Origin of the sequence: Thermoproteus sp. CP80, assembly GCF_002077075.2 — an archaeon.
In the GTDB taxonomy this organism is placed as follows: Archaea; Thermoproteota; Thermoprotei; order Thermoproteales; family Thermoproteaceae; genus Thermoproteus.
Map to the genome: position 1 here is coordinate 17795 of NZ_LCWM02000009.1, position 13823 is coordinate 31617.

The following is a 13823-nucleotide window of genomic DNA, read 5'->3' on the forward strand; positions in this document are numbered from 1 at the left end:
ATCAATAAAACGGCCTTCTCTAACCTAGATTATGGAGAGGAAACTCTCCACGGACGAACCTAGACGTCGCCTTAAGCTCGCGCTTAAGCCGGCCGAGGGGCCTGTAATAGAGGAGGTTCTTGAGCATGTCTCCAACCACGGGGTCCTCCGCGGCCCCGTGGACTGGGTATTTAAGGCGTGGATCGCCTACGTCGAATACGCGACGCGGGGGATCGCCGAGGCGTTCCCGCTCACAGAGGAGGAGAGGGGGCAACTCCTCCACTTCCGGGACGCGGTGAAACGCCTCCTGCTGGAGGCGCAGAGGCAAGTAAAAGAGAAGCTGGCGTCTATATACAAAGCCGTTGTCGACGGCACCTACAGGATGAAGGGCAACAGGCTGTACGCGCCGGACGGGGCATGGATGTATGTAAGAGAGGGGTTCGCTCCGCGCATCATAATCCGCGGCGTAACAGCTAAGACACGCTTCCCCGACATACTCAAGCTTCCGCGTGAGCGGCTTGAGCTGCTCCAGCTGGGCTGGAGGGCGAGCGATGAGGGCAATGATGGCGGCCGACCCTACATGGGCACTACACAACCCTGGCAGGTGTTCGCCTGGGTTGCGACGAGATACGGGGCGCTCCGCGCGTATGTCGCCTCGGTCAACTTAACGCGTGAGGGGGCGAGCGTGGAAGTGGTTATCACAGCGAGGGGCTGGATGCAAAGGTGGAGTAAGGCGGAGGCCGTAGATCTGGTGGCTAGCCACCTCAGGCGCGGCGAATGGACGCCCTTGCTAACCATGTGGCTTGGCGACGGCAAAGCCGAACGGAGCGAGGTGTTAAGTGGCGAATACAAGCTTGTTATTGCGGCTAAGGAGCCCTGGAGGTTGGGCAGTAGCATAGGCGCAGAAAAGGCCCTCGTCGCCAGAGGCAAGGAGGCGTTTAGGAGGCTTAGGGAGTCGGCCGGCGTATACGGCGTGCTGCTGGATCTGCTGAGGGCCCACAAGTGGATTGAGATAAAGCTGGCCACCGACGACGCCCTCAGAGCGGCCTACAAGCTGAAGGCAAGGAAGAGGGGCATAGACGTCCTTAGGGAGGCGTTCGGGCAAAACGGCGAGATCCCTACGGAGCAGTTCTCACATGCCGAGGACGGACAGAGGAGAGGCGCCGTGGCTGTGGCGGGTGTCGTGATGTCCTTACGTCTCGTTAATGGTAGGGGCGGTTCGCTCTTGGCCGAACGCTACGTCCGCGATCTCGGGAGGGCGCTCGCCGTCGCCGGGAGGCTTGAGTCGGCCGGGCTTAAGCCTAACGTCGTCCGCACTAACCCCGGCTACACGGTGTATATAGCCACGGCTGACCTCTTGAGGCTGGCGGAGAGGGACGGCGAAATCAGGAGGGCCGTAGCGCTTTATCTCGCCGAGAAGGCCAAGAACGGCACGCAGAGGCAGAGGGAACTCGCCGAAAAGATCTTGCAAAGGCACCCCTTTTTATTCTCCCAATGCCTTTCTGTCGCCTCGACATCGCTATGCGTTGACCGATATCGAACCGAAACGCCGAGCTTGGCCGATGTGTGATGTAGAACCGACGACGGTATACGGAATCGGCCGACGTCCGGCCGCGCCGACGATAGCCGGAAAGAGCTCGCTGGAAGCCCCGGCCGGGATTCTTGGGCGGGTTCCCCTGAACCCGGGACCTCCCGCTTACAAGGTCCGCCGTGGACGTCGGCGGTAGCGCGACGCCCACTCCTACGCGGGGCTTAGCCCCAGGGCGCTCTACCGCGCTAAGCCACCGGGGCCTTACTCTTTACATATATTTCTTGTTTTTAAGTTTTCCACCAACGTTGACGGCTAGGCCCCCTGCTAGCGGCTATTCGGCGTCTCGACGGCTTCACGCGGCGGCTAGCCCTCGCGCGTCCTCCGCTCAGATCCCCTCTGTTATTTGTCTTGGCTCTAGCCGTAATATGCATAACGTACATAGCTACGCTCCGGCTAGCGCTTCCCCACCTCGTTGAGGGCGGCCTCTGCATGGATTCTAAACCCGAGACCACTGGGATCCCCCGGCCGTCGCATCAAGAAGAGCGTGGGGCCTGTATCCGGAGCTGCCTCCGGCATAGATCCGCCCTCCGAGTCGGCCCGATGGGCCATGGAGGGATGGCGCAATTGATCGGGCACGTCGGCGGGAGGTCCTCGGCGCGTCGAGGGGCTGACGTGCCGCTAAAGCGACCGGAGGCCGTGCGCGGCGGTCTTGAGCGTGGAGGCCGTCTGCGGCCGTGTGGACAGGTCGACCGTCCGGCCTGTCGGGACTCCTAGGCGTTAGATCTCCGCGGGGTCTGGGCTCGAGTCCCGGACTGGGTCTCGGCCAGCCTGGACCTGGGCTTCACGGCATATCCTCTCCTCAACGTGAGCTCTCTCATGCTGTATAGAAGTCTGCCGACGGCGACGGGCTTCCCGTCTTCGTCGAGTACGAGGACCTCGACGTTTGGCCTTAAGCCGCGCGAGTAGGCCTTGATGAACTTCGCGGGGACGCTACGTCCTTGCGACACAAATTTAGCCGTCTCCCTGTCGACGACCACATAGGGGGCCTTCATGTAGGGGGCCGCCTCGGCTAGGGGCAAGAGATATCCGTCGTTGTTTCTGAATGCAAATATCGGCTTGCCTTCATAATATATATATTTTATCCTTTTATATTTATTATATTTTATTTCTATTTTATCTTTATCTATATCTATATTTTTATATCCATATATGTATGTCAAAAGCCCATAGGCGTGCTCCTCCGGCGTCATGCTTTTAACCATGTATCGAATCCCTATTAATGCTGTACTGCGACATCTGCGGCGCCCCGATAGAGGGGCAGCCCTATGTAGTGAAGCTCGACAACGCGGTTCTCCACGTCTGTAGGCGGTGCGCGGCGTCTTACGGCGCCGTCTCGGCAGCCGAGCCGCAGACACAGAGGCGCGTGGCCCCGCCTCCGCCCAGACGCACGTCCGCCGCCAGGAGGTCCGCCGATAGGTACGAGGTCGTCGAGGAGTACGCCGAGGTGATAAGGAGGGCGCGGGAGTCCATGGGCCTCAGTAGAGAGGCGCTGGCCTCCTATATGGGCGTCAAGGAGAGCGTGTTGAGGCGCGTGGAGAGCGGCCAGCTGGTGCCCGACGTCCAGTTGGCTAGGAAGCTCGAGAAGGCGCTTGGTGTGAAGCTGTTGGTGCCGGCGCAACAAGGGGAGGCCGACGCGGGCGCTCCCGCCAGGAAGGAGCTCACGCTGGGCGATGTGGCGGAGGTGAGAGATGAGGAATAGGGCCCTTCTCGCCTATGTAGGCCCCAGGGATAGGAGGCTCGGCAGAAGGCTCGCCGAGTTCGAGGCCTTGGCTGAGGTGGCCGGCTATGAGGTGGCCGGCGTAGTGGCCCAGTACGGAGAGCGGGATACCCGTTTCTATCTCGGCAGGGGGAAGCTCGACGAGGTGGCGGGCATGGATTTCGACATTTTTGTGGCCTACCACGAGCTGACGCCGCTCCAGTCGTACAACTTGAGGAGGAGGTTGGGCGTCGATGTCATGGATAGGGTGTTGCTGATACTCAAGATATTCGAGCGGAGGGCCGGCGGCATAGAGTCCAAGCTGCAGATCGAGCTGGCGTCGCTCAAGTATCAACTGCCCTTGGTCAAGGAGTACCTCAGGAGGGCAAAGATGGGCGAGCAGATCGGCTATATGGGCGCGGGCGAGTACGCCGTCGACGCCTACTATAGGCATATGGTGAGCAGGATCTCCCACATAAAGAGGAGGCTCGATAGGATGAGGGAGGATAGGGTCGGGCTTATGAAGAGGCGGAGGGATCTCGGCGTGCCCGAGGTCGTGTTGACGGGATATACCAGCGTGGGGAAGACCACTCTATTCAACAGATTAACGGCGGAGCATAAATACGTCGACGGCAAGCCGTTCGCCACGCTGGACACGTATTCGCGCCGCATAAACCTATGGGGGAAGGAACTGGTGTTGACCGACACCATAGGCTTCATCGAGGATCTGCCGCCGGTTTTAATAGAGTCGTTCTACTCCACTCTGCAAGAGGTCGCCGACGCCGATCTGGTCCTCCTGCTGGTCGACGTATCCGACGACGAGGGGGAGCTGGCGAGGGAGCTCCAGACCTCGCTCGACGTGCTGTCGACCATCGGCGTATATAGGGAGAAGATCCTCCCCGTCTTGAGCAAAGTCGATAGGGTTGGCCTCTCCGAGCTGGTCGAGAAGGCCTCGATCGTCAGGAGGCATTTCTCCCTCTTCGTGCCCGTCTCGGCGTTGACGGGCTTCGGCATCAATACGCTCAAGCTTCTGCTCTTCTGGAAGACGCCGGGATATGCGATATACGAGGCGAGGCCCCCGATCGGGGGGCTCATGCTGGACGGGAAGTCGTACCTCCCGGTCAAGATGGGCGAAGTCAAGCGGTTCGAGAGCTCGTCTCTTAATTTATATACCGAGCTGAGGAGAGTCCTGTGAGCGAGGAGAGGCTCAACGCCTATCTCATAATGGTTGAGCGTAACGTCTCCTTCGAGTTCAACAGCCCCGAATACGGCAAGCTGGCCCGCAAGATGGTTGAGATGCTGTACTCAAGAAAGGAGCGGCTCTCGGACGACCGAATAGCCATCTTGATGAATATATCTACGGCAGAGGCCAGGAGAATTCTGCAGTTTCTTGCTAAGGGCAACATGATAGGCGTAGTCAAGACGACCACGCCCGACTATAGGATCGAGTACGCTTGGTATGTCGACGACGTGGTGATAGCCAACGCCATAAAGAAGAGGATAGAGTTGGTCTCAGGGAAGCTGGCCCTCCTGGTGAGAGCTCTGGCCGAAGGGACCTACTACGTCTGCCCGAACTGTCATCGGCGCTATTCGCTCGACGAGGAGCTGGCATACAACGGCGTTTGCCCTATATGTAAAGTACAATTAATTTATATAAATAATATAGATGAAATAAATAGAATAACTAAAGTTATTGAAAAACTTGAGAAATATGCGAGTAGTATTTAATGTAATTAAGCCTTTCGCTAAGGAGATCTTCGTTACGGGGTTTCACGGAGTAGGGATAGTGGGACATATAGCGGTTAAGCACCTCTCGAGGAGTTGCGACGTGGTGGGCTACGTGCGCTACAAGAAGATGCCTCCCGTGGTTGCCTACGAGGGCGATAGGCTGGCGCTCCAGTCCGAGATATTTTCCTGCGGTAAGGTGACAGGCGTCGTCAACAACTACGGCCTGATCGACGACGCCGTCTACGACTTCGTTGAGGCCCTATCCGAGTGGGTCGTCAGAAGCGGGTTCAAGCTGGCGGTGCTTTTCGGCGGCTTGGACGGCAGATTTAGGCGGGAGCAGGGCGATCTATTGAGAGTAGCCTACACAACGCCCTATATAAAGGCCGGCTACCCCCTCGAGGGCAGGCGGCTGGAGCAAGGTCTACAGATAGTAGGTCCTCTGGGGCTCCTCCTATCCCACTTCGAGATGAGGGGCTTCCCGGCTCTGGTAATACTGCCCTATGCGGACAGGCCGGCGGACCCGCAGGCGGCCAGCGTGGCTCTAGACCACTTCAGCCGGCTTTTCGACGTTCGCGTGGATACGACCGACCTGAGGCAACTAGCTGAGGAGCTGGAGAGGGAGTACGCCGAGGTCAGGCGCCAGCTTGAGGAGACCAAGAGGGAGGAGTCGCATTACTATATATAGTATTTAAGATCGAAACTATATCATCGATATTATTAGTAATTATAATATTTTTGTTGCTTAAATAATAATTATAAGCTATAATATATTTATATACCTTAGATATATGCGCTATATCGTCGTATGGAGCCTCGGAGGCGCCCCAAGACTCGTGCTGAGATAGGGGATACACCTCTGCCACCTCCTCAGGGATTACGCCGAATATGTCATCTATGAAATAAATATGTATGTACTTTCTAAATTCGCCTAATATTTTATTTAAATATATATATTCCCACGATTTGTTATAAGGTTTAAAATCCACCTTTAATAGTATAGCTACTGGCCTATCCGGACGCTTATAGTAATATCTGACCCTTATCCTATGCCTATACGGCTCCGGCCTATAGGAGGAGGTATCGCCGAAGAACAGCAGGCCGCTTGGCTCCGGATGGGTCGCGGGGTCGTACTCCTCCAATAGCTTCAGGTACTTCCCCATCCTCCTCAACGCGTTGTAGAGAGATCTGTGGGCGCGCGCCTTCTCCTCGAGATACTCCCAAAGCGTGCCTTCATGTATCCTCTGCTTGATCTCGAGGATCTCCTCTCTTAGTATGGCCAAGTTGTGTTCCGCTATGAGCTCGGTTCTCTCTAGCTTGGACATCTCCCTAAGCTCCTCGACCGGCTTCTCGCAGAGCTTGGTGCTACAGGGAAGGTAGTCGATCTTAGCCTCGTCGAGCCTCACCGTCCTGTCCCTCAACATTATTCTGTCGTCTCTGGCGTAGAGCACATACGACGCGCTGTCGAAGAGGTCTACGCCCGCGGCAACCGCGAAGGGCAGTATGAGGGGGTGGCCTGCGCCGAAGAGATGAAGAGGCGCCTCCCTCCTCATGTTCAGCTTGACCTTCAGGACCATCTCTATAATCTCGTCGAAGCGGTACTCCTCCAGAAGCGTTGTGGGGCTTCCCACCGCATATATGTCGAAAGGCAGTGCGGACATGCGCCTGGCCGATCTGACGAGCAGATCTCCGTAGATTCCGCCCTGTATAGGCCCCACGAGCAACATGTCGCCCAGCTCGCCGCGCATCTCGACGGCCCTTAGAGCCCTCCTCAGAGTTTCCTCCACCTTTATGGAGGCCGAGGAGTAAGACTCCTCGGAGTCCATCGGAAGGTCCAGCATCACGCCTATATCGCTTCCGATCTCAAACTGGTATCTAAGTATTTCGTCGGGCTCTATCTCTATTACGCCATATCTCATCAACTGATAGGCGCCTGAATCCGTCATCACGACGCCGTTCCACCCGAGGAGCCTCCTTACATCTATAGGTTTTCTAAAAATATTATATATAAAATATGAATTAGTTATAATATTTTTAAAATATTTTTCTATTATTTTTAATGAAACTTCTTGTTTTTTAGGGTCAACTACGGGGAATATGGCAGGGGTCTCCAATACGCCGGACTTCGTGTAGAGCCTTCCGACCCTCCCCAGAAGGTCTTTCGCCTCTAGCTCGAAACTCATTCACCGCGCTGCCTCCTGACGAACTCCTCGTATATCTGTTTGACCCTCTCGGCCAGCGGCCCCGACCCCTCTATGCCTATCTCGCTCACCCTGACCTTATCGCTGATGAGCACTATATTGGACTCCTCGATGTATTTCACCATGCCAGGGAAGAACTTCTCGGCATATTTCGCGAAGCCCCTTAGATCTATTTCTCTCTCCACGGAATTTATATATACAATATACCTAGATATTAACAATGATTTTGGATATTTATTTCCAGATTTTGTTACTGAATTCATAAGAATTATATTTAACTGGCTATCCACTGCGTGCAACACGCCTCTATACTCCTCGCCGTTGTGAAGACCTACGATAACCTCCTTACCCAGCAAGTTGTTAATCTCGGCGATAAACCTTTTATTGGCCTCGGCGAGTACAGACATACGGTGGTCAACATATTAGTTTTAAAGCTTTATTCGTATCGTAATTTTGTGTTTTATTAATACATACTATATAAATCTATTAAATCAATTATATCTTTAATAAAAGTGAAAGAAAAGAAGGAATTAAAACTTTATATTTTCAACAATTCCGGAAACACATGCAGTTTAAGGAAAAAGTCGAAGATATAAGGAACTTGGAGGGCTCTTTAAAACGGATACTGCTCAGCGGCGATGCAGAGGCAGATTTGGAAATTCCACTAGATCTTTTAAATTTAAATATGAATAAAAATGATGTAATTATAATTAATATTGATAAAAATAAAGATGAAAATTATAAAAATAAATACGATATATATATGTGGGGTATTTTGTATAGCAAAAATAATAATATTTCCTATATATCTATTGGCGGTTTAATATTTAAGATAAAAATAGATTTGCTATATAACGTTGGTGATAAATTATATATTGGCATCAAGTTTAGTTCATAGCAACTCCCACCGACTACTCCGCCCTAATATACACCAAGCTTATTCCTCCCCGTGATACCTAGTCCGTGATCTGTCCCTATTGCGGATCTCCCAGAGTTGCCGTGTCCAGCGGGGAGTATGTATGCACCGACTGTGGAAGCGTCATAGGGCCTGTCCTCTACGTGCCGCGTCGAAACATCCAGATTCCCATTGATATTAAAAAAATATCGCTTAAATTCCTATTATATAAATTAAATAAAGAAACAATAATATACTCAAAAAATGTAAAATATAAAGATAGAATAAAACAATATATGGAATCTCTAGCTAAGGACTTGGATGCGCCCGGCTACATTCTCAATACCTCAATCAAGGTGTTGGAGTCTATCGACAAGAGGAAGATTCAAGGCAAGAATCCGAGGGTGGTGGCAGGCACCATATTTTATTTGGTTAGCAATAGATATGGTCTTAGTTATGATAAAAATAATATTGCAAAAAGATTAAATATCAGTAAATTAAGTATAAGAGATACTGCAGTTTATCTAAAAAAGATATGCAAGGAGCTGCGCTGAGCGGATTAATCAAGCTGATGGAAATAGGACATATAGATGAGAGGGATGAATTACTTAGATACAAAAAAGATATTATTAATATTATAGGAAGAGTATTCTCAAAAAATATAGATAAAACTATTTATATAAGATATAAACTTTACTATAGATTAACTGGAGATATTTCAGAAGCACTATACCACCTCATGAAGTCGCTGGAAATGGAAGTACTCTATAATTTATTTATTGATAATAATATTGAAGATATTATATTAATTCCAGGAAAATTTATCTATATAACTACTAAAGAAGGAAAGCAAAAAACTGGAATATATGCCACAAGTAATATAGTAAATAGATTTCTTCTATTGGCCCGAGCGAAGGGACTTAAGCTTCTGCAGTCCAATCCATCATTTAGATATGGCCTATCGCTCGGCCCTCTGCGGCTCAGGATCTCGATCGATCTACCGCCTATAGTCGCGGCTCCACATATCTACGTCAGAATACATAGAGGCGTGAAGACCCTCGAGGATCTGGTGGTAAGCGGGCTTCTGGATAGAAACGACGCTGTACTTATATATAGAGAAGTTGTGGAAAGGCGCAAAGACTTGATAGTGGCAGGGCCGCCGGGTAGTGGAAAGACGACTTTGTTGCAGGCAATAGATCTAGAACTGCCTCGTTGGCTACAGAGGGTGTATATAGATGAGGCGGATGAGTTTATAGATCTGCCTGATTTCAATCAGATAAAAATAAATTCTGTAAGTAAACTAAAGGAAATTTTTTCTTCAATGAATAGAAATATAGATTTATTTATTATAGGAGAGCTTCAATATCCGGAGCACTTCGAGGCGTATAGAGCCGCCCGTGCCATAGGTCTACAGGCCCTAGGCACAATGCATGCAGCCGATCTGGGCAAAGCCAGAAGCAGACTGGCGGATTCACGCATAGATCAAGATAACATAGTCATAGTACAACTTAAAAAAGAATATAAAGATAAAATAATTAGAAGAATAGCTGAAATATATGTTGGATGAATTAATATATTTAAAAATTAAAAAGCTTGTTGAGAAGGAATATAATCGCTTTATTATTTTAAATGGAGCAATTATGCTGTTAAGCGTTCTCGCAATCGGTTTATCTTTTCTTATATCATATATATTAATTTATATATCATTTCCCCTTTTCTTAATACATATATTTATTTTTAGATTTAATATTACTAAATTAAGAAATAGATTAAATGCGTTAATGGATAGGGCCTTATCGATGAAGGAATTCAGGGAATACCTCGGCACCCTATATGGCGAATATGCGCTTGACGAATTGAGCTACATAAAACAGCTGGAGGGAGGAGATATACGCATCTTGTCAGACCTAGAAGATCTAGAAGAGGGGAAAGTGCGCGCGTCGAGCGTTCTATATAGATCCATGTTGTCGGCCGCCAAGTCGAGGATACTGGTCTCCTCGCTTGCGGGCATCTCGTCGAGCGTGATACTGCTGACGATAGCGCCTATCTATCCTATAGTTAAAATAACAATAGTTGCTTTCCTAATTTTATCTATATATTATACATATAAAATTATTTCACTATAATTATTTAATATTAAATAGGTATTTATTAATCGAACTTAGTCTCGCCTTCTTCCTCCTTCTTCTCGCCTTTCTTTTCCTCCTTCTCGAGCTTTGAGGCCGCTATTATTTCATCTATTCTGAGTATCATGGAGGCGGCCTCCACGGCGACTTTGAACGCGTTAACCTTGACCGACAGCGGCTCTATCAAGCCGAGAGACGCCATGTCGACGACCTTGGCCTGGTAGACGTCTAGGCCGTACTTCCAGCCGTCTGTCTGCTCGTGTTTGTGCCGCAACTCCGTGAGTATATCCACCGCGTCGAGGCCGGCGTTCTCCGCAAGGGCCTTGGGTATGGACTCCAGCGCGTTGGCGAAGGCCTCTATCGCGTACTGCTCTCTGCCTCCTATCTTGGTCGCGAACGTCCTGACGGCTCTCGCGGCCTCGACCTCGGGGGCGCCTCCGGCGGGCAGTATGAAGGGCTCCTCCACAACGTCGGCCACCACCGAGAGCGCGTCGTCTAGATTGCGCTCCGCCTCGTCCACAAGCCTCTCGAAGCCGCCTCTGATCAGTATCGACACGGCCTTGGGGTTCTTGCACTGCTCCACGAACACCATCTTCTCGTCGCCTACGCGCCTCTCCTCGACCAGCCCGGCGAAGCCTAGATCGGCCTCGGACAGATCCTCTATGCTGGTGACCAGCTTGGCCCCGGTGGCTCTGACCAGCTTCTCGATGTCCGAGCGCTTGACGCGCCTCACGGCGAGTATTCCAGCCTTGGCAAGATAGTACTGGGCTATGTCGTCTATGCCCTTGGTTGTGAACAGGACATTGACGCCGGCGGCCTTCAGCTTGTCCACATAGCCCTTGAGGATCGACTCCTCCTCCTCGAGGAAGGCCCTCATCTGCCTCGGGTCGTTTATCCTGATCTCGGCGTCTATCTCCGGCTTCTCGACCTCCAGAGGGGCGTCCAGAAGAGCTATCTTGGCGTTCACCACGCGCTTCGGCATGGCGGGATGCACCACCTCCTTGTCCACCACTATGCCGTAGACGAGTTGTGTGTCGAGGAGCGAGCCGCCGTGTTTCTTGACTAACTGCACATTGTCCAGATCAGCCACCCAGCGGTCGCCCCTCTGCTCAGCTATCTGCAAGATGGCCTTGACGGCCAGGTCGGCGAAGTAGTCCTTCACGGTCTCGGAGATCTTGCCGCCCATGGCCGTGGTGGCTATCTTCTTCAACATCTCGGCGTCGGTGCGGTTGACCGGCACTGCGACCTTGCGCAGATGCTCCACAGCCACATCTAGGGCCTTCTTGAAGCCCGACACGACCACCGTTGGATGTATGTTCTTCTCCAGCAACTTCTCGGCCTCGTCGAGCAGGGCCCCGGCCAGCACAACCGCGGTAGTCGTGCCGTCGCCGGCCTCCTCCTCCTGGGACTTAGATATCTCCACTAGTAGCTTCGCTATGGGGTGCTGGACGTCCATCTCGTCCATTATGGTCGCGCCGTCGTTGGTTATCGTTATGTCGCCCAACGAGTCGATAAGCATTTTGTCCATACCCTTAGGCCCTAATGTTGTTCTCAACACCTCGGCGACGGCCCTCGCTATCATTATGTTCAACCTCATGGCCTCCTTGCCGAACGCCCTCTGGGTGCCCTCCTTGAATATCAGAACGGGTACTCCACCTATCTGCGTCAAATATGCGGTTTGGGAGCTCATGGGGTTTTACGAATTTCGCGTATATAAAAATTTTTTCCCAATACGGCAACGCGAGCCCCGGCCGGTACGGCGGAGGTCCACGCGCTCGGCGTAAAGTATTTTTAAGGCCTTGTTCGTGGCCCTTCAATGGGAAGGGTGAAGCCTCGCTACATAAAGTCTTTAGCGGAGAAGCTTCTGGAGATGTATCCGGACAGATTCGCCGATAGTTTCGACGAAAACAAAAGGGCTGTGGCCGAGCTGGCCGATCTGCAGAGCAAGAAGGTTAGAAACAGAGTGGCGGGCTATATAACGAGGCTTGTCAAGGCCAGGAAGACCTCTCAGAAACAGGAGGGGGTGGGGACGGTGGCGCCATGACGTTCAATAGGGGCGACTACATACTGCTGGACTACACCGTCATCGTAAAAGACGACAACAAGGTGATCGAGACAACCAACGAGGCCACGGCTAAAGAGGCGGGCATCTACAGGCCCGAAGACGTCTATGAGCCGCGGCTCGTGATACTTGGAGAGACTAAGCTCTGGGAGCCGCTCGAGAGCGCTCTCCTAAACGCCGAAGAGGGCAAGGACCTAGAGGTCGAGATACCGCCTGAAAAGGCCTACGGCCAGAGGGATCTCGGCAAGATAAAGACCTTGTCGATAAGGGAATTCCATAGACACGGCATAGTGCCTCACGTGGACGACGTGGTGGAGATAGAGGGGAGCAGGGCCAGGGTCATCTCGATCTCCGGCGGCAGAGTCACCCTCGACTTCAACCACCCTCTGGCCGGCAAGACGTTGGTGGTCAGGGGCAAGGTGGTGAAGAGACTGACTTCCAACGAGGAGAAAATAGCGTACCTAGTAAAACAATACATGCCTAGGATCCCCCTCGATAAGATCTCAGCGTCCTTCTCTCAAGACGGCTCCGAGGCCCAGGTGAGGCTACCCGCCGAGGTCTTGCTCTACGAGAAGATCGGAAACGTGTTGCTCCAAGTAGCGTCCGAGATAGGTAGCAGATTTGCGGAATTAAAGAGGGTGACCTTCACGGAGGAGATAGAGCTCAAGAAATAGGGAGACTCGGCCCAGGATATTGAACCGGTATGGGAAAGACGGGTCAAAGCCAAACATTGAACCGACATGTCGAGGTGAAATACGGCGGAAGGTACAAGTTGAATCAATGTACGGCCTAGGCGCATCCCACGTGTAGATATGCGGTGACAGAGGAGGTTGCATGCACTCAATACGGCCTAGTAGCCGATAGCGTAGTGGGCGGAATTGGAGCTGCCTTCACGAGAAGAAATGTATAGCGTCAAAAATAAAAGGGGGGATTCTGCCCCATCCATGACAACTACCGTAGGCATAAAGGCGCGCGACGGAGTCGTCTTGGCGACCGATAAGAGGGTGACCGCCGGCTACTACATAGCGCATAAACGCGGCGAGAAGATCTGGAAGATTGACGACCATGTAGCCGCTACTATGAGCGGAGGCGTCGCGGATCTCCAGGGCTTGTTGAACGTGCTCACCGTGTTGGCGAGGGACTACAAGTCTGAGCACAAGAGACCTATACCCGTAAAGACCTTGGTCAACTACGCCTCGTTGCTCCTCTTCTACTCAAGGCCGATGATCTACATCGTCCACTCGATCTTCGGCGGGTTCGACGAGGAGGGGCCGCAGCTGTATATGCTCGACTGGCTGGGCAGCTACAGCGAGGAGCGCTACATCTCCACGGGGAGCGGTTCGCCGTACGCCATGGGCGTCCTGGAGGTTGGCTACAGGGAGGACATGTCGGTCGACGACGCCGTCAAGCTCGCCGAGAACGCAGTGAGGGCGGCCATGAGGAACGACCCGGGCTCTGGCGAGGGCATCGACATAGTGGCCATAACCAGGGACGGCTTCAGGCGGGTGTTATCCGCCCGGCAGAGGGTGGCCATCGCCGAATAGAAAA

Annotated in this window: 16 protein-coding genes and 1 tRNA gene; 12 read left to right on the plus strand and 5 right to left on the minus strand. The window is 52.2% G+C overall.

The window, feature by feature from the left end:
- Window positions 1-31 precede the first annotated feature (31 nt).
- On the plus strand, window positions 32-1549 hold the full coding sequence (locus B7L68_RS02980; RefSeq protein ID WP_081246203.1) for a hypothetical protein: 1518 nt from the start codon (window positions 32-34) through the stop codon (window positions 1547-1549).
- A 75-nt stretch (window positions 1550-1624) separates the two neighbouring features.
- On the opposite strand, the gene B7L68_RS08615 is transcribed toward B7L68_RS02980, so the two are convergent.
- Together B7L68_RS08615 and B7L68_RS02985 are read right to left on the minus strand one after the other, a co-directional pair.
- Window positions 1625-1770, minus strand: a tRNA-OTHER gene (locus B7L68_RS08615).
- A 510-nt stretch (window positions 1771-2280) separates the two neighbouring features.
- Window positions 2281-2772, minus strand: a complete 492-nt coding sequence (locus tag B7L68_RS02985; RefSeq protein ID WP_081246204.1) for a PUA domain-containing protein — start codon at window positions 2770-2772, stop codon at window positions 2281-2283.
- Between the two features lie 17 nt (window positions 2773-2789).
- Between B7L68_RS02985 and B7L68_RS02990 the strand changes: the two genes are divergently transcribed.
- Genes B7L68_RS02990 through B7L68_RS03005 form a run of 4 tightly spaced genes read left to right on the plus strand, consistent with a single transcriptional unit; the run spans window position 2790 to window position 5679 of the window.
- The gene (locus tag B7L68_RS02990) at window positions 2790-3269 is read left to right on the plus strand and encodes a multiprotein bridging factor aMBF1 (RefSeq protein ID WP_081246205.1); all 480 of its coding nucleotides are present in this window, start codon (window positions 2790-2792) and stop codon (window positions 3267-3269) included.
- A complete protein-coding gene (hflX, locus tag B7L68_RS02995) occupies window positions 3259-4461 on the plus strand; it encodes a GTPase HflX (protein WP_081246206.1) in 1203 nt (400 codons plus the stop codon). The genes B7L68_RS02990 and hflX overlap by 11 nt, the downstream gene beginning before the upstream one ends.
- A gap of 29 nt (window positions 4462-4490) precedes the next feature.
- Window positions 4491-4994 (plus strand): transcription factor, encoded by a 504-nt coding sequence (locus B7L68_RS03000; protein ID WP_081246246.1) that lies wholly within the window; start codon window positions 4491-4493, stop codon window positions 4992-4994.
- Window positions 4978-5679, plus strand: coding sequence for a proteasome assembly chaperone family protein (locus tag B7L68_RS03005; protein WP_081246207.1), 702 nt, complete (start codon window positions 4978-4980; stop codon window positions 5677-5679). Before B7L68_RS03000 ends, B7L68_RS03005 begins: the two co-directional genes overlap by 17 nt.
- On the opposite strand, the gene tgtA is transcribed toward B7L68_RS03005, so the two are convergent.
- Both tgtA and B7L68_RS03015 read right to left on the minus strand, forming a co-directional pair.
- Window positions 5627-7174, minus strand: coding sequence for a tRNA guanosine(15) transglycosylase TgtA (gene tgtA / locus B7L68_RS03010; protein ID WP_081246208.1), 1548 nt, complete (start codon window positions 7172-7174; stop codon window positions 5627-5629). The genes B7L68_RS03005 and tgtA overlap by 53 nt on opposite strands.
- Window positions 7171-7599, minus strand: coding sequence for an Lsm family RNA-binding protein (locus B7L68_RS03015; RefSeq protein ID WP_081246209.1), 429 nt, complete (start codon window positions 7597-7599; stop codon window positions 7171-7173). Before B7L68_RS03015 ends, tgtA begins: the two co-directional genes overlap by 4 nt.
- A gap of 158 nt (window positions 7600-7757) precedes the next feature.
- Here B7L68_RS03015 and B7L68_RS03020 point away from each other — a divergent pair, with 158 nt between their 5' ends.
- The 4 genes from B7L68_RS03020 (at window position 7758) to B7L68_RS03035 (ending at window position 10213) form a co-directional block, all read left to right on the plus strand.
- A complete protein-coding gene (locus tag B7L68_RS03020) occupies window positions 7758-8090 on the plus strand; it encodes a DNA-directed RNA polymerase (RefSeq protein WP_081246210.1) in 333 nt (110 codons plus the stop codon).
- A 65-nt stretch (window positions 8091-8155) separates the two neighbouring features.
- The gene (locus B7L68_RS03025; protein ID WP_081246211.1) at window positions 8156-8641 is read left to right on the plus strand and encodes a TFIIB-type zinc ribbon-containing protein; all 486 of its coding nucleotides are present in this window, start codon (window positions 8156-8158) and stop codon (window positions 8639-8641) included.
- The gene (locus B7L68_RS03030) at window positions 8623-9654 is read left to right on the plus strand and encodes an ATPase, T2SS/T4P/T4SS family (RefSeq protein WP_081246212.1); all 1032 of its coding nucleotides are present in this window, start codon (window positions 8623-8625) and stop codon (window positions 9652-9654) included. The genes B7L68_RS03025 and B7L68_RS03030 overlap by 19 nt, the downstream gene beginning before the upstream one ends.
- A gap of 214 nt (window positions 9655-9868) precedes the next feature.
- Window positions 9869-10213, plus strand: a complete 345-nt coding sequence (locus B7L68_RS03035) for a hypothetical protein (protein ID WP_081246213.1) — start codon at window positions 9869-9871, stop codon at window positions 10211-10213.
- Window positions 10214-10238: 25 nt separating this feature from the next.
- Here the strand turns inward: B7L68_RS03035 and thsB are convergent, their stop codons facing one another.
- Window positions 10239-11903 (minus strand): thermosome subunit beta, encoded by a 1665-nt coding sequence (gene thsB / locus B7L68_RS03040; protein WP_081246214.1) that lies wholly within the window; start codon window positions 11901-11903, stop codon window positions 10239-10241.
- Between the two features lie 126 nt (window positions 11904-12029).
- Between thsB and B7L68_RS03045 the strand changes: the two genes are divergently transcribed.
- The 3 genes from B7L68_RS03045 (at window position 12030) to B7L68_RS03055 (ending at window position 13819) form a co-directional block, all read left to right on the plus strand.
- Window positions 12030-12257 carry a 30S ribosomal protein S17e gene (locus B7L68_RS03045; protein WP_081246215.1) on the plus strand — a complete coding sequence of 76 codons (228 nt, stop codon included), beginning with the start codon at window positions 12030-12032 and terminating at the stop codon, window positions 12255-12257.
- Window positions 12254-12949 carry a peptidylprolyl isomerase gene (locus B7L68_RS03050; protein WP_081246216.1) on the plus strand — a complete coding sequence of 232 codons (696 nt, stop codon included), beginning with the start codon at window positions 12254-12256 and terminating at the stop codon, window positions 12947-12949. Before B7L68_RS03045 ends, B7L68_RS03050 begins: the two co-directional genes overlap by 4 nt.
- A gap of 270 nt (window positions 12950-13219) precedes the next feature.
- Window positions 13220-13819 (plus strand): proteasome subunit beta, encoded by a 600-nt coding sequence (locus B7L68_RS03055; protein WP_081246217.1) that lies wholly within the window; start codon window positions 13220-13222, stop codon window positions 13817-13819.
- The last annotated feature ends 4 nt before the right edge of the window (window positions 13820-13823 follow it).